Origin of the sequence: Streptomyces humicola (genome assembly GCF_024436035.1) — a bacterium.
Taxonomy (GTDB): Bacteria; Actinomycetota; Actinomycetes; order Streptomycetales; family Streptomycetaceae; genus Streptantibioticus_B; species Streptantibioticus_B humicola.
In genome coordinates, this window is sequence record NZ_JANFNG010000008.1 from 30126 (window position 1) to 53768 (window position 23643).

General features: G+C 69.5%; 18 protein-coding genes, 1 tRNA gene and 1 pseudogene. 9 read left to right on the forward strand and 11 right to left on the reverse strand.

The features are described from left to right. The first annotated feature begins 165 nt into the window (after window positions 1-165). Complete coding sequence (locus NGB36_RS12875) at window positions 166-2463, forward strand: GH92 family glycosyl hydrolase (protein ID WP_255920361.1); 2298 nt, start codon at window positions 166-168, stop codon at window positions 2461-2463. Window positions 2464-2581: 118 nt separating this feature from the next. Here the strand turns inward: NGB36_RS12875 and rpsA are convergent, their stop codons facing one another. Continuing rightward, window positions 2582-4081, reverse strand: a complete 1500-nt coding sequence (gene rpsA / locus NGB36_RS12880) for a 30S ribosomal protein S1 (protein ID WP_255920362.1) — start codon at window positions 4079-4081, stop codon at window positions 2582-2584. A gap of 336 nt (window positions 4082-4417) precedes the next feature. On the opposite strand from rpsA, the gene NGB36_RS12885 reads away from it, so the two are divergent. After that, window positions 4418-5251 carry a class I SAM-dependent methyltransferase gene (locus NGB36_RS12885; RefSeq protein ID WP_372509430.1) on the forward strand — a complete coding sequence of 278 codons (834 nt, stop codon included), beginning with the start codon at window positions 4418-4420 and terminating at the stop codon, window positions 5249-5251. Window positions 5252-5307: 56 nt separating this feature from the next. Here the strand turns inward: NGB36_RS12885 and pgfA are convergent, their stop codons facing one another. The 3 genes from pgfA to NGB36_RS12900 all read right to left on the reverse strand — a co-directional run bounded on the left by pgfA (window position 5308) and on the right by NGB36_RS12900 (window position 7882). Next, the gene (pgfA, locus tag NGB36_RS12890; RefSeq protein ID WP_255920364.1) at window positions 5308-6306 is read right to left on the reverse strand and encodes a cell envelope lipid trafficking protein PgfA; all 999 of its coding nucleotides are present in this window, start codon (window positions 6304-6306) and stop codon (window positions 5308-5310) included. A 30-nt stretch (window positions 6307-6336) separates the two neighbouring features. Further along, the gene (locus NGB36_RS12895; RefSeq protein WP_255920365.1) at window positions 6337-6471 is read right to left on the reverse strand and encodes an SPW_0924 family protein; all 135 of its coding nucleotides are present in this window, start codon (window positions 6469-6471) and stop codon (window positions 6337-6339) included. A gap of 184 nt (window positions 6472-6655) precedes the next feature. After that, window positions 6656-7882 carry a lytic transglycosylase domain-containing protein gene (locus NGB36_RS12900; RefSeq protein ID WP_255920366.1) on the reverse strand — a complete coding sequence of 409 codons (1227 nt, stop codon included), beginning with the start codon at window positions 7880-7882 and terminating at the stop codon, window positions 6656-6658. A 153-nt stretch (window positions 7883-8035) separates the two neighbouring features. On the opposite strand from NGB36_RS12900, the gene NGB36_RS12905 reads away from it, so the two are divergent. Continuing rightward, window positions 8036-8851 carry a DUF4184 family protein gene (locus tag NGB36_RS12905; RefSeq protein ID WP_255920367.1) on the forward strand — a complete coding sequence of 272 codons (816 nt, stop codon included), beginning with the start codon at window positions 8036-8038 and terminating at the stop codon, window positions 8849-8851. Here the strand turns inward: NGB36_RS12905 and polA are convergent. Continuing rightward, the gene (polA, locus tag NGB36_RS12910) at window positions 8848-11583 is read right to left on the reverse strand and encodes a DNA polymerase I (protein ID WP_255920533.1); all 2736 of its coding nucleotides are present in this window, start codon (window positions 11581-11583) and stop codon (window positions 8848-8850) included. The two genes, NGB36_RS12905 and polA, sit on opposite strands and share 4 nt — an antisense overlap. 135 nt (window positions 11584-11718) lie before the next feature. On the opposite strand from polA, the gene NGB36_RS12915 reads away from it, so the two are divergent. Both NGB36_RS12915 and NGB36_RS12920 read left to right on the forward strand, forming a co-directional pair. Beyond that, window positions 11719-14055 carry an FdhF/YdeP family oxidoreductase gene (locus tag NGB36_RS12915; RefSeq protein ID WP_255920368.1) on the forward strand — a complete coding sequence of 779 codons (2337 nt, stop codon included), beginning with the start codon at window positions 11719-11721 and terminating at the stop codon, window positions 14053-14055. A gap of 60 nt (window positions 14056-14115) precedes the next feature. Further along, complete coding sequence (locus NGB36_RS12920) at window positions 14116-14616, forward strand: PaaI family thioesterase (protein WP_255920369.1); 501 nt, start codon at window positions 14116-14118, stop codon at window positions 14614-14616. Between the two features lie 40 nt (window positions 14617-14656). On the opposite strand, the gene NGB36_RS12925 is transcribed toward NGB36_RS12920, so the two are convergent. Next, window positions 14657-15301, reverse strand: a complete 645-nt coding sequence (locus NGB36_RS12925; protein WP_255920370.1) for an ANTAR domain-containing response regulator — start codon at window positions 15299-15301, stop codon at window positions 14657-14659. 97 nt (window positions 15302-15398) lie between these two features. Between NGB36_RS12925 and NGB36_RS12930 the strand changes: the two genes are divergently transcribed. Together NGB36_RS12930 and NGB36_RS12935 are read left to right on the forward strand one after the other, a co-directional pair. Further along, window positions 15399-15473, forward strand: a tRNA-Leu gene (locus tag NGB36_RS12930). 109 nt (window positions 15474-15582) lie between these two features. Beyond that, window positions 15583-16084, forward strand: a pseudogene (locus tag NGB36_RS12935) (hypothetical protein); the annotation flags it as partial. Window positions 16085-16101: 17 nt separating this feature from the next. On the opposite strand, the gene pyk reads toward NGB36_RS12935, so the two are convergent. The 5 genes from pyk to NGB36_RS12960 form a co-directional block, all read right to left on the reverse strand. Beyond that, window positions 16102-17535 carry a pyruvate kinase gene (pyk, locus tag NGB36_RS12940; protein ID WP_255920371.1) on the reverse strand — a complete coding sequence of 478 codons (1434 nt, stop codon included), beginning with the start codon at window positions 17533-17535 and terminating at the stop codon, window positions 16102-16104. Between the two features lie 126 nt (window positions 17536-17661). Then, window positions 17662-18372: an SIMPL domain-containing protein gene (locus tag NGB36_RS12945; protein ID WP_255920372.1), complete on the reverse strand. Its 711-nt coding sequence runs from the start codon at window positions 18370-18372 to the stop codon at window positions 17662-17664. 47 nt (window positions 18373-18419) lie between these two features. Continuing rightward, entirely contained in the window at window positions 18420-19856 is a 1437-nt protein-coding gene (locus tag NGB36_RS12950) for a lysine N(6)-hydroxylase/L-ornithine N(5)-oxygenase family protein (RefSeq protein WP_255920373.1), read from the reverse strand. Beyond that, window positions 19853-21331 (reverse strand): pyridoxal phosphate-dependent decarboxylase family protein, encoded by a 1479-nt coding sequence (locus NGB36_RS12955; RefSeq protein WP_255920374.1) that lies wholly within the window; start codon window positions 21329-21331, stop codon window positions 19853-19855. Before NGB36_RS12955 ends, NGB36_RS12950 begins: the two co-directional genes overlap by 4 nt. A gap of 178 nt (window positions 21332-21509) precedes the next feature. After that, window positions 21510-21971, reverse strand: a complete 462-nt coding sequence (locus NGB36_RS12960; protein WP_255920375.1) for a hypothetical protein — start codon at window positions 21969-21971, stop codon at window positions 21510-21512. A gap of 108 nt (window positions 21972-22079) precedes the next feature. Here NGB36_RS12960 and NGB36_RS12965 point away from each other — a divergent pair, with 108 nt between their 5' ends. Together NGB36_RS12965 and NGB36_RS12970 are read left to right on the forward strand one after the other, a co-directional pair. Continuing rightward, complete coding sequence (locus NGB36_RS12965) at window positions 22080-22457, forward strand: VOC family protein (RefSeq protein WP_255920376.1); 378 nt, start codon at window positions 22080-22082, stop codon at window positions 22455-22457. A 9-nt stretch (window positions 22458-22466) separates the two neighbouring features. Then, window positions 22467-23606: a serpin family protein gene (locus NGB36_RS12970; RefSeq protein WP_255920377.1), complete on the forward strand. Its 1140-nt coding sequence runs from the start codon at window positions 22467-22469 to the stop codon at window positions 23604-23606. Window positions 23607-23643: the final 37 nt, after the last annotated feature.

Sequence of the window (23643 nt, forward strand, 5' to 3'; positions counted from 1 at the left end):
CTAACGTACGCCCCGGCACTGACATTCCCTGAGCCGCGCGACACCCCGCGATCTGACATCGATGTCATCACCGAGGGGCGTGAGGCATTGACGCATGGTAAGAGAGTGAGATCATTTCGTCATCGCCTCCGGGCTCCCGTAGTCGCCGCATCTGCGGCTTTCTTTATGTGCGGCACTGTCGTGCTGCCCGGTACGGCGCCGGCGGCGGAGGTGGATCCGACGGCCAGTCACCTGACCGGCCTCGTGGACCCGTTCATCGGAACCCAGGACCAGGGCAACACCTTTCCCGGCGCCACCGTTCCGTTCGGGATGGTGCAGATGTCTCCGGACACCGGCGCCACCAGCGGATACGACTACAACCAGTCGAGCATTCGCGGGTTCAGCGCGGTGCATCTGTCCGGTGTCGGCTGCGGAGCAGGCGGCGACCTGCCCGTCCTGCCCACCACCGGCGCCGTTGACTCGACCGACAACGCCCGCTACGCGCTGGCGTATTCGCACTCGGACGAACAGGCATCACCCGGCTACTACCGAGTGCGTCTGGCGGGAGGCATCACCGCCGAGTTGACCGCGACCGCCCGCACCGGCTGGCAGCGCTACACGTTCCCCGCCACACGCACGGCCAACGTAATGATCGACACCGGGCAGGCGCTGCACACCGTCGTCTCCAGCACCGTGACCGTCCTCGACGACCAGACCGTGGCCGCCTCCATCACCGGGCGCGGCTTCTGCCAGGACACCCGTCCGTACACCGTCTACACCGTCACCCGCTTCAGCCGTCCGTTTGCCGACCACGGCACGTGGAGCGGTGACGCGCTCGCCGACGGATCGTCCCGCTCCAGCGGAGGCGGGCTGCGCGGCGCGTACGTCCGGTTCGACACCAGAAACGACCCGGTGGTCACCGCCACGACCGCGCTCTCCTACGTCAGCGTCGACGGGGCCCGCCGCAATCTCGCCGCCGAGGGCCACGGCTCGTTCGACAGCATCCGCGCCGCGGCCCGGCAGGCGTGGGAGCAGCGACTGGAACGAGTCAGAGTGCAGGGCGGCACGGATGGCCGGCTGCGCGCCTTCTACTCGGCGCTCTACCGCTCGCTCCTCGCGCCCAACACCGGCAGCGACGTCGACGGCTCGTACACCGGTTACGACGACAGGGTGCACCGCGCCCGTGGCTTCACCTACTTCCAGAACTGGTCGCTGTGGGACACCTACCGCACCCAGGCGCAGCTGCTGTCGCTCCTCGCGCCGGCCGAGATGCACGACATGGCCCTTTCCCTCCTCCATGTGAACGAGGACGGCGGCTGGCTGCCCAAATGGGGGCTGGCCACGGCGGAGACCAACACCATGACCGGTGACCCGGTGACACCGTTCCTCGTCAACGCCTACAACCAGGGGCTGCTGAGCGGGCACGAGGAGGAGGCGTACCAGGCACTGCGGAAGAACGCCGACGGCGTTCCCCCTGCCGCGTCCCCCTTCGAGGGACGCGGCGGCAATCCGGCCTACCTGCGCAACGGATATGTGCCGCTCGACGCGAGCGCCCCGCACAAACCGGGTGACTTCGATTACGGCCACGGCCCGTCGGTGACGCTCGAATACGCGCTCGCGGACGCCGCGCTCGGCACCATGGCCCGCAGTCTCGGCCATGATTCCGACGCGGACCGCTACTTCGCCCGCGGCCGGGAGTACCGGAACGTCTTCGACGACAACACCGGCTGGTTCCGGGCCAGGAATGCCGAAGGAAACTTCGTGGGCCCCTCCGACCCCAAGGACAGCTCCGGCTTCCACGAGGGCACGGCCTGGCAGTACATGTGGCTCGTCCCGCAGGACATGCCCGGCATGATGCGGCTGATCGGCGGTAAGCGTGCGGCCGACGACCGCCTGGACTCCTTCTTCGCCTACGACCGCCTGGTGCGCGATCCGGCGGGCACCGCGCGGAGCGTCTGGGTCAACGATCCGACCTCGTACTACGGCGAGGACACCTACAACCCGGAGAATGAACCGGACATCGACGCCCCCTATGCCTACCTGTCGTCCGGTCAGCCGTGGAAGACCAACGACGTGGTGCACGCGGCGCTCACCCTCTACACCGACCGGCCGGACGGCACGCCCGGCAACGACGACCTCGGGACCATGGCGTCCTGGGCCGTGCTCTCCTCGCTCGGGCTGTACCCGGTCACGCCCGGTGCGCCCGTCTGGGGGCTGACCACGCCGGCCTTCCCGCGCATCGACATCACGCTCGACCCGGCGTACTACCCGAGCGGACATCTGACGATCACGGCTCCTGGCACCTCGGACACCAGGCGGTATGTGCAGTCGGTGCGGGTCGGCGGCAAGGGGCGCTCCGCCACCTACGTGACCAGCGCCGACCTGCGGTCGGCCGGCACGCTCGGCTACACCGTCGGCGACCGGCCGTCGCACTGGGGCACGGGGCCGGGCGACGCCCCGCCCGCCATCGACCAGGGCGGATGAGCGCCCAGCAGCCCGGGCAAGCCGCACGGGCCGCACGGGCCGGACAGCAGCGATGAGGCCCGCCCCCCGTTCGGGGGGCGGGCCTCATGCATTCCGTTGCTCAGGCGTCAACCGTGCGTCAGCTCTGGCCGCCGGCGAGCTTCTCACGCAGCGCGGCGAGCGCCTCGTCCGACGCCAGGGCGCCGGAGGTGTCGTTCGACTCCGAGGAGTACGAACCGCCACCGGCACCGCCCTGCGGGGCAGCGGCGGCGCCGCCCGCCTCGGCCGCAGCCTCGGCGTCGGCCTCGCGGGACTTGATGACCTGCGCCTGGTGCGCCTCGAAGCGCTGCTGCGCCTCGGCGTACTGGCGCTCCCACTCCTCGCGCTGCTTCTCGAAGCCGGGCAGCCAGTCGTTGGCCTCCGGGTCGAAGCCCTCGGGGTAGATGTAGTTGCCCTGGTCGTCGTAGGACGCGGCCATGCCGTACAGGGTCGGGTCGAACTCGACGGCGGTCGGCTCGGGGCCGAAGGCCTCGTTGGCCTGCTTCAGCGACAGGCTGATGCGGCGGCGCTCCAGGTCGATGTCGATGACCTTGACGAAGATCTCGTCGTTGACCTGGACGACCTGCTCCGGGATCTCCACGTGGCGCTCGGCCAGCTCGGAGATGTGGACCAGGCCCTCGATGCCCTCGTCCACACGTACGAACGCACCGAACGGCACGAGCTTGGTGACCTTGCCCGGGACGACCTGGCCGATCTGGTGGGTGCGGGCGAACTGCTGCCACGGGTCTTCCTGGGTCGCCTTCAGCGACAGGGAGACGCGCTCGCGGTCCATGTCGACGTCCAGGACCTCGACCGTGACCTCCTGGCCGACCTCGACGACCTCGGACGGGTGGTCGATGTGCTTCCAGGACAGCTCGGAGACGTGCACCAGACCGTCGACACCGCCGAGGTCGACGAACGCACCGAAGTTGACGATCGAGGAGACGACGCCGGAGCGGACCTGGCCCTTCTGCAGGGTGGTGAGGAAAGTCTGGCGGACCTCGCTCTGGGTCTGCTCGAGCCAGGCGCGGCGGGACAGGACCACGTTGTTGCGGTTCTTGTCCAGCTCGATGATCTTCGCCTCGAGCTCCTTGCCGACGTACGGCTGCAGGTCGCGGACGCGACGCATCTCCACCAGGGAGGCGGGGAGGAAGCCGCGCAGGCCGATGTCGAGGATGAGACCGCCCTTGACGACCTCGATGACGGTACCGGTGACGATGCCGTCCTCTTCCTTGATCTTCTCGATCGTGCCCCAGGCACGCTCGTACTGAGCGCGCTTCTTGGACAGGATCAGGCGCCCTTCCTTGTCCTCCTTCTGGAGAACCAGGGCCTCGATCTCGTCACCCACGGCGACGACCTCGTTCGGGTCGACGTCGTGCTTGATCGAAAGCTCGCGGGAGGGGATGACGCCCTCGGTCTTGTAACCGATGTCGAGCAGGACCTCGTCCCGGTCGACCTTCACGATGACGCCGTCGACGATGTCGCCGTCGTTGAAGTACTTGATCGTCTCGTCGATCGCGGCGAGGAAGGCATCCTCGGAACCGATGTCGTTGACCGCCACCTGCGGGGTGGTACGGGGGGCCTCGGTGCTGCTCGTCATTAGGGAAAGGACTCCGGTACGGACAAAAGTCGTAGGTACTGCTACGCCGGGAGCCCGTATCGCTTCTGCCGATTCCGGACAGCTTCAAGGCGAGAATCCGAGATATGGAATCTTCGGCGTCGCCTCAACAACCGAGGGGTCTGCAACAGATGCGAGCGCAGCCTGCTCCGTCCGAGGTGCGCAGGCCCGCAGCGCAACTTGTAGCATACGGGGGCAGCCGGGCATGGTCAATGCGCGAAGAGCACACCTGGGACGCACCGGCCCATACCCGGCACAGCCACCGGCCACAGGTCCGACGAAGAGAGTACGACGACTGCCGCGATGATCCAAGATGCCATGTCGGACGGGTTCCGCGAGGAACGTTCCACCGGACCGGAGCCTGAACCCGAGGCGACGCGGCGCGGCGCGGGCACCACGGAGAGCAGCCGCGCCAGCCGCGGCTGGTGGGACCGCAACGCGGACGAGTACCAGGCCGAGCACGGGGCGTTCCTCGGCGACGACCGCTTCGTGTGGGGCCCGGAGGGGCTGGACGAGCAGGACGCGGCCCTGCTGGGGCCGGCCGTGCGGCTCGCGGGCCGCACAGTGCTCGAAATCGGCGCGGGGGCGGCGCAGTGCTCGCGCTGGCTGGCGGCGCAGGGCGCACGGCCGGTCGCGCTCGACCTGTCGCACCGGCAGCTGCTCCATGCACGGCGGATCGGTGCGGGCTTTCCGTTGGTGCAGGCCGACGCCGGCGCTCTGCCGTTCGCCGACGGCTCCTTCGACCTGGCGTGCTCGGCGTACGGCGGGGTGCCGTTCGTGGCCGATTCCGCGCGGGTGATGCGGGAGGTCCACCGGGTGCTGCGGCGGGGCGGGCGCTGGGTGTTCTCGGTGACGCACCCGGTGCGGTGGGCGTTCCCGGACGAGCCGGGGCCGGAGGGGCTGACGGCGGTCTCCTCGTACTTCGACCGGACGCCGTACGTGGAGCAGGACGAGGCCGGCCGCGCGGTCTACGTGGAGCACCACCGCACCCTGGGCGACCGGGTGCGGGAGATCGCGGCCGCCGGGTTCCGGCTGGTGGATCTGGTCGAGCCGGAGTGGCCGCAGTGGAACGATCAGGAGTGGGGTGGCTGGTCGCCGCTGCGCGGGGCGCTGCTGCCCGGTACCGCGATCTTCGTCTGCGACCGCGACTGACGGGTGGCGCGGCTGACGGGCCCCGGGGCTGACGGGCCGCGGTGTTGCGGGGCGGGTCAGACCGGCACCGGCTGCGGGCCGGGGGCGGCCGCCGGGTCGTCCCCCTCCACAGCGCCGCCCGGTCGCCTGCCGCGGGCTTCGAGGACGAGGGCGAGGACGAGCAGGGCGCCGCCGAGGCCGGCGAAGCCCCAGGGGAGGTAGCTGGTGAGCAACAGCACCAACTGGCGCTCACTCTTGACCAGTTTGACGGTGGCGTCGACGAAGTCGGGGCGCATCTTGACGTCGCCGGAGAAGGCGATGAGCGGCTTGCGGTCCGGCTGGCCGGTGTAGCGCATCTCCTCTGTGTGGATCTCCTCGCCGTTCACCGGCGCGCCGGTCGTCGGATCGACCCAGAACATCCGCTTGGTGGTGTACCAGCGCTCCATGCCGGCGGCCTGGACGACGGCGGGGGTGACGCCGAGCGGCATCTTCTTCGGTACCGGGACGCGCGTCCACGGGATGGTCTGCTCGAAGTAGTACACCTTCAGGCCGCGGAAGGTCTGGGTTCCCTTGTAGTGGATCGGCGCCGAGGTGCGGGTCTGGGCGTCGAAGTAGTAGTAGTCACGCTTCTGGGTGAGGAAGGGCCACTTGTACTCGATCCCCTGGCGGCGCACCGGATCACCGTCCACGCTCTCGCCGCCGGCGTGGACCGGGGCCTGCGAGTGGGCATCGAAGACATAGCGCTCGGGGATCTCGGAGACCATGTTGCCCTGCGGGTCGGCGACGTACGACAGCGCGTCCCACACCACGACGTCACGCCCGGTCTGCTGCTTGACCTTCTTCGCCTCCTGGACGTTGCCGCGCAGCGTCTCCACGATATTGACCTGGGAGACCTTCTGCGGGGTCATGGTCGTGTAGTTGAGGAGCGTGGCGTTCTTCGCCTGCAGGACGATGACTTCGTACTGGTTGGCCGGGATCCTGGCCAGGCGCGGGAAGGCGTACCAGCGGATCAGCGGCGACAGTGCGGTGAAGAAGACGGCGAGCCCGAGGAGGATCAGGCTGGCTCTGCGTCGCATGGGTCGCGTCCCCTTCCTGGTCAGGGGTGTTCACGGGTGCTGCGGGACGGTGGTCATCAGCGGCTTCGGTGACGTCTTTCCTGTCGGGACGCCGATCGCGGTGATCGTGAGGACCAGGGCGAGGGCTGCGGCGAGTCCGATGGCCGCGGCGATCAGGGCGCGCATGGTCGGCCTCCCGGTGTCCGGCTACGGTTTCGGCTTCGGGTGCGGGGCGCGGGCACCGTAGCAATCCGGGTGCAAAATGAGAACACGTTTCACTGACGGGTCGTCACAGATGTTGGGCTCAGACGAAGTGGCGGGCCGTACCCACGCCGGGGTTGCGGCCCGCCTGATGCCTCGTCGCGCTGCGTCAGCCGGTGGCGGACGGCGAGGGGCTCGCGCTCGGGCCGGGACTGCCGCTCGCCGAAGGGGACGGCGACGGTGAGGTCGTGGAGCCGCACGGCGACGGCGAGGGGCTTCCCGAAGGCGACGGCGACGGCGTGGGCGACGGGCTCGTGCTCCCCGACGGCGAGGGGGACGGCGAGACCGGGCAAGTCGGCGAGGGACTGGGGCTCGGGCTGCCGCTGCCCGACGGGGACGGCGACGACGCAGACGGGGAGGGCTGGGACGGTGAACCGGAGGGCGAGCCACCGGGCAGCGGCCCGATGGAGCCGCTCGCCGAGGCGGTCGGCTGCGGCGACTGCGAGGGGCGCCCGGAGCCGGACCTGCCGCCCGCCGGGGCGGACGCCGACGGAGAAGGGCCTGCGGTGGGCGTGGCACCGGCGGCTTCCGGAGCTCCGGCACCACTGCCATCGGGAACCACCGGAGCACCGCCCAGGAAGTACCGGTACCAGGCGAGGACGGTCTTCAGATACTGCTGGGAATCGTTGTATCCGAGGATCGCGGAGTCCACGTTGTCCGCGACCGACAGGTCCCCGCCTGCTGCGCACAGGTAGCCGCCCGCGGCGAGCGCCGCATCGAAGACGTTGTTCGGGTCCTTGATGCCGTCGCCGTTGCCGTCGGCGCCCCAGACCGCCCACGTCGAGGGTATGAACTGCATGGGGCCGACCGCCCGCGCGTAGGCGGAACCGCCGTCGCCGTAAGGGACAGGCGTGGCCGGTATCTTCGCGTAGCCGTGGCTGCCGTCCAGGACCGGCCCGAGGATCGGGCTGAGCGTGGTGCCCTTGGCGTCGACATTGCCGCCGTCCGCCTGGCCGGACTCCACCTGCCCGATCGCGGCGAGCAGCTGCCACTGCAGATGGCACTGCGGCCGCGTGCCGCGGAGCGCCGCCTCGGCCTTCTGGTAGGCGGCGAGTACGGTCGCGGGGATGCCCGCTCCGCCGACGACCGTGCCCTGCCCCTGCCCGCCGCCGTGCTGCGCGCCCGGACCGCCGGGCGCGGACGGGGGGTTGGCCGGGGGAAGCCTGGTATTGAACGGAGAGCCGCCGTCGATCGGCCGGCCCGGCGGCGGCTTCACCGCCAGGGGCCGGCCGACGAGACCGGGCGCCTGCGAGGCGGACAGCGCCGCCATCGCCGCCGCCGCAACGGCCGTTCCCGCGACGCCTTTACGCAACCGTCGTCCGATCCGCACCGCCATACGCGAATTCCCTCCCCAAATGCGCGATGTGCACTCCCTCGTGCGACAACGCGTCGGACCCTACGGCAACTTACGCACCGTATCTACCGTTCGCCGACTACGCACAGGCGAATTCGCCCCGAACACGATCACTACGGACCATTGGGAGACCGGATGCCGTTCACCTTCAGCCATCCGGCCGCGGTGCTGCCCGCGCTGCGCACGGACGCCGAAGGAGCTCTGCGCGCGCGAGGCCGACTGGTCGCCGCCGGGCTGATCGCCGGATCGATCGCCCCCGACATCCCGTTCTTCGCGGAATCCATCGTCCCAGGGGTCTACGGGCACGGCCGCATCGCGCACGCGGCGGCCGGCGTCGCCGTACTCGACCCGCTCCTCGCCGCCGGCCTCGTCACCGGATGGGCGCTCGTGCGCGAGCCCGTCGTCGCGCTGCTGCCCCCGTCCGCGCAAAGCCGAGCGGCAACGCTGCTCGCCATCGGCTCCACCTGTGACGGCCACCGCCCGGCCGCCACGGCCCGTTCCGCCGGATGGTTCTGGGTCTCGGCCGTCGCGGGAGCGGCGAGCCACGTGGGTGTGGACGCCTTCACCCACGCGGGGCGCTGGGGGACGCGCCACCTGCCACTGCTGCAACGAGCCGTGCACGGCGCGCCCCTGTACGACTGGGCACAGTGCGCGACATCAGCCGCAGGCCTCGCCGCGCTCGCCGTCCACGGCACGCGAGCGGTATGCGACACCCCGCACACCGCGCCGCCACCGCGCCTGCCCCGGTTGACACGCCGCGCAAGACGAACCGGAGCGGCCGTCCTCGCGTCGACCGCCCTCGCCGGAGCCGCCCTGCGGCACCGGCAGGACCGCCCAAGGACGGCGGCGTCCCTGATCGCCTCCCTCACCTTCGGCGCAGGCACCGGCCTCGCCCTGGGCGCCGCCTCCGTCGCCGCCGCCGTCCGCGCGGGAGAACGCCGCAACCGCTAGTGCGCCGCGGACTCCCAGTCCGCACCGACGCCCACCGACACATCCAACGCAGCACTCAGCGGATACGCACCGGCCATCTCACGCCGCACGATCTCCTCGACCGGCCCACGCTCACCCGGCGCGATCTCCAACACGATTTCATCGTGCACCTGCAGCAACGTGCGCGAACGCAGCCCCTCCTTCGACAGCGCCCCATCGACCCGCAGCATCGCCACCTTGACGATGTCGGCCGCCGAACCCTGGATCGGAGCGTTCAACGCCATCCGCTCGGCCATCTCACGCCGCTGACGATTGTCACTGGTCAGATCCGGCAGATAACGGCGCCGACCCAGCAGCGTCTCCGTGTAGCCCGTCACCCGGGCCTCCTCCACGACCCGGTGCAGATAGTCCCGCACCCCGCCGAACCGCTCGAAATACGTGTCCATCAACCCGCGCGCCTCGTCGGGGGTGATGCCGAGCTGCTGCGACAGGCCGAACGCCGACAGCCCATACGCCAGCCCGTACGACATCGCCTTGATGCGGCGGCGCATCTCCGCATCCACCGCCTCCCTGGCCACACCGAAGACCTGCGAGGCAACCGTGTCATGCAGATCCTCACCCGAGGCGAACGCAGCGATCAGCCCCTCGTCCTCCGACAGATGAGCCATCACCCGAAGCTCGATCTGGCTGTAGTCGGCGGTCATCAGCGACTCGAATCCCTCACCGACCACGAAACCACGGCGGATCGCCCGGCCCTCGTCCGTACGCACCGGGATGTTCTGCAGGTTGGGATCAGTCGACGACAACCGGCCCGTCGCCGCCACCGTCTGCTGGAACGTGGTGTGGATCCGCCCGTCCGGCGCAATCGTCTTGATCAGACCCTCCACCGTCGAACGCAGCCGGGCCTGCTCACGATGGCGCAACATGATCACCGGAAGCTCGTGATCGGTCTGCGCGGCGAGCCATGCCAAGGCATCGGCGTCCGTCGTGTAGCCCGTCTTCGTCCGCTTCGTCTTCGGCAGCCCCAACTCGCCGAACAGCACCTCCTGCAGCTGCTTCGGCGACCCCAGATTGAACTCGTGGCCCACCGCGCGGTGCGCCTCCGACACCGCCTGCTGCACCGCGCCCGCGAACTGCTGCTCCAGACGCTGCAGCCACTCGCGGTCCGCCGCAATCCCGTGCCGCTCCATCCGCGCCAGCAGCGCCGACGTCGGCAGCTCCACATCGCGCAGCAGCCCCAGCGCACCATCCTGCTCCAGACGCGCGGCGAACACCTCACCCAGATCGAACACCGTGCGCGCCTGCAGCATCAGGGCATCCGCCTCGGCCTGCTCATCCGTGCCGAACGCCAACTGGCCGTCCTCACCACCGGCCGGGGCCAGCTCACGCCCGAGATACTCCACCGACAACGCGTCCAACGCGAACGAACGCCGACCAGGCTTGATCAAATACGCCGCCAGCGCCGTGTCCATCGACACCCCGTCCACCGACCAGCCGTGCTCGGCGAACACCCGCATCACGCCCTTGGCGTTGTGCAGCACCTTCAAACGCCCCGCATCGGCAATCCACGCCGCGAACGCCTTCTCGTCCTCCTCGCCCAGCTCCGCCGGATCGAACCAGACCGCCGGACCCGCACCGCTCGCCAGCGCGATCTCGCTCACACTGCCCGTACCAAGACCCCACGCATCGACCGTGGCCACACCCAGCCCCGCCGCCGCATAGCGCTCCAGCCACCCCGGCAACTCACCCGCAGCCAGCAGCTGCCCGTCAACCAGCACACCCTCACCGGCCGCCGGCTCCTCCAGCCCGACCGCACCCGGATCCGCCGCATACAGCCGCTCCCGGAAATTCGGGTGCCGGAACTCCAGCGCATCGAGCACCACATCCAGCGCCGCCCGGTCGTACGGCTCACGCACGAGCCCCTCCGGCCCCGCCGGCAACTCCACGTCCCGCACCAGCTCCGTCAGCCGCCGGTTCAGCTTCACCGACTCCAGATGCTCCCGCAGATTCTGTCCCGCCTTCCCCTTGACCTCATCAGCCCGCTCCACCAGCTCCGCGAACGACCCGAACTGCAGGATCCACTTCGCCGCCGTCTTCTCCCCCACCCCCGGAATCCCCGGCAAATTGTCCGAAGGATCACCACGCAACGCCGCAAAGTCCGGATACTGGTCCGGCGTGAGCCCGTACTTCTCCTCGACCTTCTCCGGGGTGTAGCGGGTCAGCTCCGAGACCCCCTTCGTCGGATACAGCACCGTCACGTCATCCGACACCAACTGCAGGCAGTCGCGATCCCCCGTAACGATCAGCACCTCGAAACCGCCCGCCGCCGCCCGCGTCGCCAGCGTCGCAATGACATCGTCCGCCTCGTACCCGTCGATCGCGAAACGCCGCACCCGCATCGCGTCGAGCAGCTCACCGATCAGCTCCACCTGGCTGCGGAACTCATCCGGCGTCTTCGACCGCGTCCCCTTGTACTCCGGATACTCATCGAACCGCCACGTCTTGCGCGACACATCGAACGCCACCGCGAGATGCGTCGGCTGCTCGTCACGCAACGTATTCGCCAGCATGGACGCGAACCCGTAGATCGCATTCGTCGGCTGACCCGTCGCCGTATTGAAGTTCTCCACCGGCAGCGCATAGAACGCCCGGTACGCCAACGAATGCCCGTCCAGCAACAGCAGGCGTGGCCGGCCCCCCCTCGTCCCGTCGGAGCCGGTCACTGCGGTCGTCTTCGATGCCTTAACTGCCACGCCCCCGATCCTGCCACGGACCACCGACAACCACCGCCCGCCGCATCCGCGACGGCACAGCTGTCAGCACGACGTGGCAGGATCGGACAAGGTAGAGCGCCCCCACGGGCACGCGAGCGTCGAAGGGGACAGACGATGGCACGCAAGCCGCCCACATCAGACCCGATCCAGGACGCACCCGACGTCCACCCCCCGCAGCAGGCCGCCGCAGGGCTCCCGGCCATCGGACACACCCTCGGCATCGCGCAACAACAGATGGGCCTACGACGCACCGCCCTCACCCTGCTCAAGGTCAACCAGAAGGACGGCTTCGACTGCCCAGGCTGCGCCTGGCCCGAACCCGGCAAACGCCACCGCGCCGAATTCTGCGAAAACGGCGCCAAAGCCGTCGCCGAAGAAGCCACCCTGCGCCGCGTCACACCCGAGTTCTTCGACACCCACCCCGTCTCCGAGCTCGCCCGGCGCAGCGGCTACTGGCTCGGCCAGCAAGGCCGCCTCACCCAGCCGATGTACCTCGCCGAAGGCGCCGACCACTACGTCCCCGTCCCATGGGAACAGGCCTTCAACATCATCGCCGAAGAACTCACCTCACTCGCCTCCCCCGACGAAGCCGTCTTCTACACCTCCGGCCGCACCAGCAACGAAGCCGCCTTCGTCTACCAGCTCTTCGCCCGCGAATTCGGCACCAACAACCTGCCCGACTGCTCCAACATGTGCCACGAGTCCTCCGGCTCCGCACTCAGCGAAACCATCGGCATCGGCAAGGGCAGCGTCCTGCTCGAAGACCTCTACCACGCCGACCTGATCATCGTCGCAGGCCAGAACCCCGGCACCAACCACCCCCGCATGCTCAGCGCCCTCGAAAAGGCCAAGAGCCACGGCGCGAAGATCGTCAGCATCAATCCACTCCCCGAAGCCGGCCTGCAACGCTTCAAAAACCCCCAGACCGCCCGCGGACTCGCCACCGGCACCCCGCTCGCCGACGCCTTCCTCCAAATCCGCATCGGCGGCGACCAGGCGCTCTTCCGCGCTCTGAACCAGCTGCTCCTCGAAGCAGAAGACGCATCACCCGGCAGCGCACTCGACCGTACATTCATCGACCAACACACCCACGGCTTCGACGAATTCGCAGCCACCGCACGCACCACCGACTGGAACGACGTCCTGCACGCCACCGGCCTGGCCCGCCATGACATCGAAAAACTCCTCGGCATGACGCTGCGCGCCAAAAACATCATCGTCTGCTGGGCCATGGGCCTCACCCAGCACAAACACGCCGTCCCCACCATCAAGGAAGTCGTCAACTACCTGCTGCTGCGCGGCAACATCGGACGACCTGGCGCCGGCGTATGCCCCGTACGCGGACACAGCAACGTCCAGGGCGACCGCACCATGGGCATCTTCGAACGCCCCGCACCCGCCTTCCTCGACGCACTCGAAAAAGAATTCGGCTTCGCCCCGCCCCGCGAACACGGCCTCGACGTCGTCCGCTCCATCCGCGCACTCCGCGACGGACGAGCCAAAGTCTTCTTCGCCGTCGGCGGCAACTTCGTCGCCGCCACCCCCGACACCCACGTCACCGAAGACGCAATGCGCCGCGCCCGGCTCACCGTGCACGTCTCCACGAAACTCAACCGCTCCCACGTCGTCACCGGAGCACGCGCCCTCATCCTCCCCACCCTCGGCCGCACCGAAAAAGACATCCAGGCCACCGGCGAACAATTCGTCACCGTCGAGGACTCCATGGGAATGGTCCACGCATCCCGCGGCACCCTCGAACCCGCCGACACCCAGCTCCTCTCCGAAACCGCCATCATCTGCCGCCTCGCCCGCGCCGTACTCGGACCCGACAGCGTCATCCCCTGGCACGAATTCGAAACCGACTACGACCTCATCCGCGACCGCATCTCCCGCGTCGTCCCCGGCTTCGGCGACTTCAACACCAAAGCCCGCCGCCCCGCAGGCTTCACCCTCCCCCACGCACCCCGCGACGAGCGCCGCTTCCCCACCTCCACCGGCAAAGCAAACTTCACCGCCGCGGCCCTCGAATACCCCCACGTCCCCGAAGGCCGGCTCCTCCTGCAGACCCTCCGGTCCCACGACCAGTTCAACACCACCATCTACGGTCTCGACGACCGCTACCGCGGCATCAAAGGCGGCCGCCGCGTCGTCCTCGTCCACCCCGACGACGCCGCCGCCGCAGGACTCGCCGACGGCACCTACGCCGACCTCATCAGCGAATGGACCGACGGCACCGAACGCCGCGCCGAGGCATTCCGCGTCGTCCACTACCCCACGCCACGCGGCTGCGCAGCCGCGTACTACCCCGAGACCAACGTCCTCGTCCCCCTCGACCACACCGCCGACACCAGCAACACCCCCGCCACCAAATCGATCATCATCCGCCTCGAACCCGCACATGAGTCCGCACGTGATCAGGAACACCCGGTCACGGCACCCGTCACCACCTGAACACCTGATAGGACGGTGCACGTCCACAACCGACCGACCGACGACGACCGGAGCCGACCCATGGGTGAACACCACGCCACCACATTCCCGCCGGAGATCATCGAGAAGTGGTCCGGGCTCGGCCTCGACCTGCCCGCCCTCTTCTCCGCAGGCCATCTCGGCTCCCGCATGGGCATCCAGGTCACCGAAGCCTCACCCGAACGTGTCGTCGGCACCATGCCCGTCGAGGGCAACACCCAGCCCTACGGCCTCCTGCACGGCGGAGCCTCCGCCGTACTCGCCGAAACCCTCGGCTCCGTCGGCGCGATGATGCACTGCGGCCCCCACAAGATCGCCGTCGGCGTCGACCTCAACGCCACACACCACCGCGGCATCCGCTCCGGACTCGTCACCGGCGTCGCCACCCCCGTCCACCGCGGCCGTTCCAGCGCCACGTACGAGATCGTCATCACCGACGAACAGGACCGCCGCATCTGCTCCGCACGGCTCACCTGCATGCTCCGGCCGGCCTCCCCCAACGGCGCCACGGCACCCGGCGGTTCGCCGACAGAAGCGGGCTGATCAGGACACCCCAGAACAATCCAGGGCATCCCAGGACGCCTCAGGCGGTCGTCGACTCCGGACCCACCTCATCGATGACCGCCTGCGCCACCTGCTGCATCGACATCCGCCGGTCCATCGACGTCTTCTGAATCCACCGGAACGCCGCCGGCTCGGTCAGCCCGTACTTCGTCTGCAGCACGCTCTTCGCCCGGTCCACCAGCTTGCGCGTCTCCAGCCGCTGCGACAGGTCGGCGATCTCCGACTCCAACGCCCGCAACTCGGCGTAGCGCGAGACGGCCATCTCAATCGCCGGAACGAGATCGCTCTTGCTGAACGGCTTGACCAGGTACGCCATCGCGCCCGCATCTCGCGCCCGCTCGACGAGATCGCGCTGCGAGAACGCGGTGAGCATCAGCACCGGCGCGATGTGCTGCTTGGCAATCCGCTCGGCAGCCGAGATCCCGTCCAGCACGGGCATCTTCACGTCCAGGATCACCAGGTCGGGCTTGTGCTCCTCGGCGAGCTCCACGGCCCGCTCCCCGTCCCCGGCCTCCCCGACGACGGAGTACCCCTCCTCCTCGAGCATCTCCTTGAGGTCGAGCCGGATCAGCGCCTCATCCTCGGCGATGACGACGCGGGTGGTCTGCGGGGGTACGTGCGACTGCTCTCCGAGGGGGACAGCGGACTCGTCGGGGGCGCTCACGGTGCTCCTCGCGGGTTGGGCGGGCTTGCATGCACGAGCCTACCGATGTCGTGTAAGTTTGAGTCACGGAGGGGATCCACGATCCTTCGAATCACAGGTCCCGGTAGCCCAACCGGCAGGAGGCAATGCCCTCAAAAGGCATACAGTGTGGGTTCGAATCCCACCCGGGACACTTTACCTTCGATTCCAAGGTTACCAACCGATCGGCGATCTTCATCATCCAGGGTGCAGCCCCTTCGAATGCGCCCTGCATCCCGCCGTTTCCGCCGAAGCTCGACCGTATGTACGATCTGGAAACGCGGACGCGCGCATTGGCCCCAGTTGCGCAAGGGCGCAGCCTCAACTCCGTGAGCAAGCAGACCGGCATCTCGCGCTTCGCCATCCGGTCATGGCAAGTGCGGATCAACCCACACAAAGCAACCACTACTTGCAAGCGGTGCGACCCCAGCCCTTCGCTCCCGCAGTCAACTGCCGACTACGTATACCTGCTCGAAGTCTCTACCTCGGCGACGGTTGCATCAGCCCGGGTACACGCAGTGGCTACTACCTGCGAATCGCCTGCGCTGATGCCTGGCCCGGTCTGAGCGGACGGTCGGCGGGACGCGCAAGCGCTACGAGTACCCGCGGTACTTCCTCACCAACAAGTCGGAGGACATCCGGCATCTGTACACGGATACGCTCGACCGCCTCGGCGTGGCATGGAAACAGACCAACGCTTGCAAGATATCCGTCGCGCGCCGCGCATCCGTCTCGCTCATGGACCTGCACGTCGGGCCGAAGTACTGCACCGGCCCGCCGGCCTACTTCGGTGAGTCGTCCTCGCCGATGTGGTGGACGCGGACCATGTTCGTCGTGCCGGGGACGCCGGGCGGGGAGCCCGCCGTGATCACGACGACGTCGCCCTTCTTGCAGCGGCCGATCTTCAGCATCTGCTCGTCGACCTGGTCGACCATCTCGTCCGTCGTCTCGACCATCGGGCCGAGGAAGGTCTCCACCCCCCACGTGAGGCTGAGCTGGGAGCGGGTGGCCTGCTCCGGCGTGAAGGCGAGGACGGGGATGGGTGAGCGGTAGCGGGAGAGGCGGCGGGCGGTGTCACCGCTCTGGGTGAAGGCGACGAGGAACTTGGCTCCGAGGAAGTCGCCCATTTCCGCGGCGGCACGGGCGACTGCGCCGCCCTGGGTGCGGGGCTTGTTCCGTTCGGTGAGCGGCGCGAGGCCGACCGCGAGCATGTCTTCCTCGGCCGCGGCGACGATGCGGCTCATGGTCTTGACGGTCTCGATCGGGTATTTGCCCACGCTGGTCTCGCCGGAGAGCATGACCGCGTCGGCGCCGTCCATGACGGCGTTGGCGACGTCGGAGGCTTCGGCGCGGGTGGGGCGGGATGCGTCGACCATGGAGTCGAGCATCTGGGTGGCGACGATGGCGGGTTTGGCGTTGCGCTTGGCGAGTTTGACGGCGCGTTTCTGGACGAGGGGGACGGCTTCGAGCGGCATTTCGACGCCGAGGTCGCCGCGGGCGACCATGATGCCGTCGAAGGCGTCGACGATTTCGTCGAGTTTCGCGACGGCCTGCGGCTTTTCGATCTTGGCGATGACGGGGATGCGGCGGCCTTCCTCGTCCATGATGCGGTGGACGTCCTCGGCGTCGCGGCCGCTGCGGACGAAGGAGAGGGCGATGATGTCGGCGCCGGTGCGCAGGGCCCAGCGCAGGTCGTCGACGTCCTTGCGGGAGAGGGTGGGGACGCTGACGGCGACGCCGGGGAGGTTGAGGCCTTTGTGGTCGGAGACGATGCCGCCTTCGATGACCATGGTGTGGACGCGGGGGCCTTCGACGTCGGTCACTTCGAGGGTGACGCGGCCGTCGTCGACGAGGATGCGTTCGCCGTGGCTGACGTCGGCGGCGAGGCCCTTGTAGGTGGTGCCGCAGCAGCGGCGGTCGCCGGGGACTTCGTCGACGGTGATGGTGAATTCGTCGCCGCGTTCAAGGAGTACGGGGCCTTCGGTGAAGGTGCCGAGGCGGATCTTCGGGCCTTGAAGGTCCGCGAGGATACCGACGCTGCGTCCGGTTTCGTCGGAAGCCTTGCGCACACGCCGGTAGCGGTCTTCGTGTTCGGCGTGGGTGCCGTGGCTGAGGTTGAAGCGGGCGACGTCCATTCCGGCTTCGACCAGGGCTTTGATCTGGTCGTACGAGTCGGTGGCGGGGCCCAGTGTGCAGACGATTTTTGCTCGGCGCATATGGACGAGACTATGCCTTACTGGCTGGTAGGGAGCCGTGTCACGGCGAAGGTCGAACGGCCGTGGCGTTAAGGGTTGTTGACGGCACGGGTACGGGGTGGTGGCGGCGTGCTGGCGAGGGCCCGGTTACTGACCGAGGTCGGGCGGTGTCATGGTGAAGTGGGCCGTGACGTGCGTCTGGACGAGTTGGGGTTGGGGTTCGAGGTCGAGGGCGGGGGTGGTTTCGGGTTCGGCTCCTCGTGGGGCGCCGGCGATGGCGGTGCCGTAGCGGGGGCCGTGGACGAGTGTGGTGGTGGTGTCGAGGCCTTCGTCGGCGAGTTCGGTGAGAGCGACGAGGCGGGCGCCGAGTGCTGTGGCGTACTGCTGGGCGCGTCGGACGGCGTCGTGGACGGCTTGGGTGCGGGCGGTGGCGTGGGCGGTGGAGTCGGTACGCAGTGACCACCAGGGGCCGTCGATACGAGTGAGGTCGAGGTCGGCGAGGCGGGTGGTGAGTTCGCCGAGTGCGGTGAAGTCGGTGAGGGTGGCTTCGATGCGGACGTGGCCGTGGTGGGCGCGGATGCGTTCGCCGCGTCCTTTGCCGAGTTCGGGGGTGATGACGAGGGCGCCCGTGTGGAGTTTGTCGATGGCGTGCTCGTGGCTCTTGATGAGGTCGAGGGCGGCGGTGTTGCGGCGGGTGAGGTCGTCGAGGGTGGCTCGTCGATTGCTGCCGCGTGCGGTGACGGTGACGGCGATGCGGGCGAGTTCGGGTGGGACTTCGATGCGTGCTTCACCGCGTACGGCGATGTGGGGGGCGTCCGGTGTTCCGTAGGGGGTGGGGGACGTGGGTGGGGTGGTCATGTGTCCAACTGTGGCAGGGGGTGGGTCGTCCCGGTGGTCATCCGCGGTCATCCGCGTGGCAGGGGGACTGTGTTGGTATGGGGGGTGTGGGGGTTGTGTGGTGTGCGGCGGGTGGTGGGGGTGTCGAGGCCGAAGGTGGTGAAGGCGGTGCGTTCGGGGAGGGGGTAGGTGGTTTTGCCGGTGATGGAGTTGAGGATGACGGCGGAGCGCCAGGCGCCGAGTCCGAGGTCGGGGGTGCCGACTCCGTGGGTGTGGAGTTCGGCGTTCTGGACGTGGATGGCTCCGTGGATGGAGGGGTCGAGGACGAGGCGGTGCTGGTCGTCGACGCGGGGGCGTCCTGCGGAGTCGCGGCGCAGGTAGGGGTCGAGGGGGGCGAGGAGGGGTTCGATGGGTCGTTCGCGGTAGCCGGTGGCGAGGACGACGGCGTCGGTGGTGAGGCGGGACTGGGTGCCTTGTTGGGTGTGTTCGAGGTGGAGTTCGACGCGGTTGGTTCCCATGCGTCCTGCGGTGCGGACGGAGACGCCGGGGGTGAGGGTGACGTCGGGCCAGCGTGGTTCGTCAGTGTCGGTGGCCAGGGTGCGTTGGTAGAGCTCTGCGTGGATGGCGTTGATGGTGTCGTGGTCGATGCCTTTGTAGAGCTGCCACTGCTGGGGGAGAAGGCGGTCGCGTACGGGTTCGGGTAGTGCGTGGAAGTAGCGGGTGTAGTCGGGGGTGAAGTGTTCGAGGCCGAGTTTGCTGTATTCCATGGGGGCGAAGGCTGCGGTGCGGGCGATCCAGGTGAGGCCTTCGTGTCCTGGGGGGCGTCGGCGCAGGAGGTCGAGGAAGATCTCGGCGCCTGATTGGCCGGCTCCGACGATGGTGATGTGGCCTGCGGCGAGAAGTCGTTCGCGCTGGTCGAGGTAGTCGGCGGAGTGGAGTACGGGGACGGCGGGTGCGTCGGCGAGGGGGCGCAGGGCCTCGGGCACGTAGGGGGCGGTGCCGATGCCGATGGCGATGTTGCGGGCGTGGGCGCGGCCGAGGGCTTCTGCTTGGCCGCGGTGGTCGAGTTGCGTGAAGTCGACTTCGAACTGGGCGCGTTCGGGGTTCCAGCGGACGGCGTCGATTTGGTGGTTGAAGTGGCAGTGGGGCAGGGATGCGGCGACCCAGCGGCAGTAGGCGTCGTATTCGGTGCGGGGGATGTGGAAGCGTTCGGCGAAGTAGAAGGGAAAGAGGCGGTTGCGGTTTTTGAGGTAGGAGAGGAAGGACCAGGGGCTGGTGGGGTCGACGAGGGTGACGAGGTCGGCGAGGAAGGGGACTTGGAGGGTGGTGCCTTCGATGAGGAGTCCTGGGTGCCAGTGGAATGCGGGGCGTTGGTCGTAGAAGGCGGTGTGCAGGTGGGGGGTGGTGTCGGCGAGGGCGGCGAGGGAGAGGTTGAAGGGTCCGATGCCGATGCCGAGGAGGTCGAGGGATTGGCCTGAGGTTTCGGTGGTGGGGGGGTTGGTCATCGGGGGGTGGTTCCTTCCGGTTGGGGTGCGGTGGCTGTTTCGGCGACGACTTTGAGGAGGGAGGTGAGGTCGTCGTGGTGGGTGGCGGGGTTGAGGAGGGTGGCTTTGAGCCAGAGTCGGCCGTGGGTGTGGGCGCGTCCGAGTACGGCGGTGCCGTTGGTGATGAGGGTGCGGCGGATGGCCGCGACGTGGGCGTCGGTTGCGTGCGTGGGGCGGAAGAGGACGGTGCTGATGGTGGGGCGTGCGTGGAGGGTGAGGTGGGGGTGTTGGTCGATGAGGTCGGCGAGGTACTGGGCGTTGCGGCAGATGCGGTCGATGAGGTCGCCGAGTCCTTGTCGGCCGAGGGCGCGGAGTGTGACGGCGATCTTGAGGATGTCGGGGCGCCGTGTGGTGCGGAGGGAGCGGCCGAGGAGGTCGGGGATTCCGGCGTCGGTGTCGTCGTGGGCGTTGAGGTAGTCGGCGTGGGTGTGCAGGGGGCGCAGGGCGGTGGTGTCGGGGACGGCGAGCAGGCCGGCGGCGATGGGTTGCCAGCCGAGTTTGTGCAGGTCGAGGGTGACGGTTGTGGCGTTTTGGATGCCGTCGAGCAGGTGGCGGTGGTGGTTGCTGAGGAGCAGTGGGCCGCCGTATGAGGCGTCGATGTGGAGTTCGGCGGCGTGGGCGGTAGTGACGTCGGCGATGCGGGGCAGGGGGTCGATGGCTCCGGTGTCGGTGGTGCCGGCGGTGGCGACGACGGTGACGGGGCCGTGGAGTTGGCTGAGTGCGGTGTCGAGTGCGGCGGGGTCGAGGGTTCCGTCGGGGGCGGGGAGGATGACGGGTTCGGGGAGTCCGAGGAGCCAAGCGGCGCGGTGGATGCTGTGGTGGGTGGTGGTGGCGCAGACGATCCGGGTGGCGGGGGCTCCGGTGGCTCGGGCTCGTTCCCTGGCGAGGAGGAGGGCGAGGTGGTTGGAGTCGGTGCCGCCGGTGGTGACGAGGGCGTCGGGTGTGGAGTGGCCGGGGTAGACGAGGGCGGCGAGGGCGGTGGCGGTGTCGGTTTCGAGGGCGGAGGCGGCGGGGGCCTGGTCCCAGGAGTCCATGGAGGGGTTGAGGGCGCAGGCGGCGAGGTCCGCGGCGACGGCGAGGGCGAGCGGGGGGCAGTGGAGGTGGCCGGCGCAGTGGGGTTCTGCGGGGTCGGCGGAGCCTTCGGCGAGCGCGCGGACGAGGGTGTGGAGGGCTTCTTCGGCTCCGGTGCCGGTTTCGGGGAGCACGGGGGTCGCGGCGTGGCGCAGGCGTGAGGTGACGTGCTGGGGTCCGCCGGGTGGGATGGGGCCGCGGCGGGCGGTGGCTCCTTCGGTGAGGGCGTCGAGGACGGTGTCGAGGAGGGGGCGCAGCTGGTCGGGGCCTGTTGTGCCTCCGGCCAGGGCGGGGTGTTCGCCCCCTGCCTGCGGCGGGAGGTGCCCCCGGACCGCGGGGGTTCGGGTGGGGTCCGGGGTCGGCATGGTCGGGGTGCCTCTCGGTGGTGCGGTGTGGTGGTTTCGGGGGTCGTGGGGACACGTGACCGTGCCTCCACCGTGTGTGGTGATGCGGTGGAGGCGCGATCAAGTGTTGTGGTTGTGCGGCGAATGCACCCGGGGGCTGGGTGATGTCGACCCGAAAGTGGTACTGCGGCGGGCGTGTTCAGTGGGCGGCGCGTACGGTGATGGCGCGCCGCAGGTCGTCGAGCCGGTCGGTGAGCCAGCGCCGGAAGGCGGGTTGCAGGTCGTCGTAGGTGAGGCATGCTTCGCCGGCGCGGAGGACGGGTTCTTCGGCGGCGTGCTGGGGGAAGCCGTGGCGTACGAGGGCGGCGGCGATGGCGTTGCCGCGGCGGGCGGCGGCGTGGACCCCGGCCCGCGGTAGGTCGATGCGTACCGGGCGGTGGGCCTCGGCGCCGCCGGCCGAGCACACGGTGCCGCTGACGCGGATGCCGGTGCCGGACGCGTCGTGCACCAGCGCCCATCCGCCGAGCGCGGCGGCGAAGGCGAGCATGAGGCCGGCGGCGGCGTTGATGCGCCGCTGTGCGAAGCGCTGGGGGATCGGGTCACGCAGGCGCCTCGGGGAGGGAGGGTACGAGGTGGCCAGATGCACCGGCGTGCTGTTCACGCTACGCACGGCGCCGTGGCCGGGCCTCGCCCGTACGGCCACCGGGCATCGGCCGAAAATACGGTTCCGGCGTGCGTCCGCCCTGCCGCGGCAGGGCAGGCTTGAGCCATGATTGCGACGCTGCAGTGCACGGTCATCGACTGCCCCGACCCGGCCGCGCTCGCCCGGTTCTACGGCGAGATCCTCGGCTGGCCGACCCGTCAGCGCCATCCGGGGTGGGCGGATCTGAAGGCCCCCGACGGCAGTGCCACGATCTCCTTCCAGCTCGCCCCGGACCTGAAGCCGCCGCGCTGGCCGGACCCGCAGTTCCCGCAGCAGTTCCACCTCGACTTCGACGTGGAGGACGTCGAGGCGGCTCATGAGCAGGTCGTGGCGCTGGGGGCGCGTTTCCTGCACGATGCGAAGGACGCCGTCGGCGGGTTCCGTGTCTTCGCCGACCCTGCAGGGCACCCGTTCTGCCTCTGCTACGGCCAGGATCAGGATTAGGCTGCGGCCGTGGAGACCTCGACGCTCACTTCCCACACCGGTCCGGTGCGCGAACTCGGCCGCCGCTGGCTTCCGTCCGTGGCCGCGGACCCGGGTGTCCGGGCGGCGGGCGGGGATTTCGCGTGCTCGCCGACGGGGCTGTGGCTCGCCCTGGCGGCCGTGGCGGCGGGGGCCCGCGGTGCGACGGCCGAGGAGTTGCGGGCACTGCTCGGGGTGGCCGGGGACGAGGCGGCCCGGGCCGTCACCGATGCGGCGCGGGGACTGGCGCGCACCGACGCCCTTGCCGTGGCGACCGGGGTGTGGGCGCGCGTCCCGGTGCACGAGCGGCTGCGCGCCGCGCTGCCGGATGTCGGTTTCGGAACACTGGGCGTGTCGGGCACGCCCGATGCGGCGCCGTCGCCTCCCGTCGACGCGTGGGTGCGCGAGGCCACCGGCGGACTGATCGGCGGGCTGCCGGTGCACCTCTCCCCCGGTATCGCCCTGCTGCTGGTCAACGCCCTTGCCTTGAAGGCACGTTGGGCCGATCCGTTCGACGCGTCGGAGACCAGGGACCGGCCGTTCACGGACGCGTCGGGGGCGGTGCACCCGGTGCCGACCATGCACAAGCAGCTTCCGCCGTCCGCCGCGTGGCACGTGGGAGACGTGCGCGTGGTCGAGCTGCGCTGCGAGACGCGAGGGGATGCGCCGCCCGCGCTCGTACGGTTCGTGATCGGCTCCCCCGGACGCCCCGCGCCCGAGGTGCTGCCTGCCGGGTGGGCCCCCGCGCGGCTGCGCGCACCGGTCGATGCGGACAAGGTGGGCGTCGCCCTGCCCCGGCTGTCGCTGCGTACTCATCTCGACGTCACCGGGCACGGGCATGCGCAGGCGCTCGGCCTGGCGCGGTGCACCGGCGGCGACGCCGATTTCTCGGGCCTTTCGCCGGAGCCGCTCGCGGTGAGCGAGGTGGTGCAGGAGGCATTGGTGCGGGTCGCCGAGAAGGGGGTGGAGGCGGCCGCGGTGACGGCGGCGACGATGCGGGCGCTGGCATTCGTGCAGGCCCGGGTGGAGCGGATCGCGTTCGACCGGCCCTTCGGGGTGGTGGTGCTCGACGCGTCCGGCGAGGTGCCGCTCTTCGTGGCCTGGCAGGCCACGACACCGCTATCACCGTGAGCGACGCACGCGAGCAGGCGGAGGGGGTCCCCCGCGA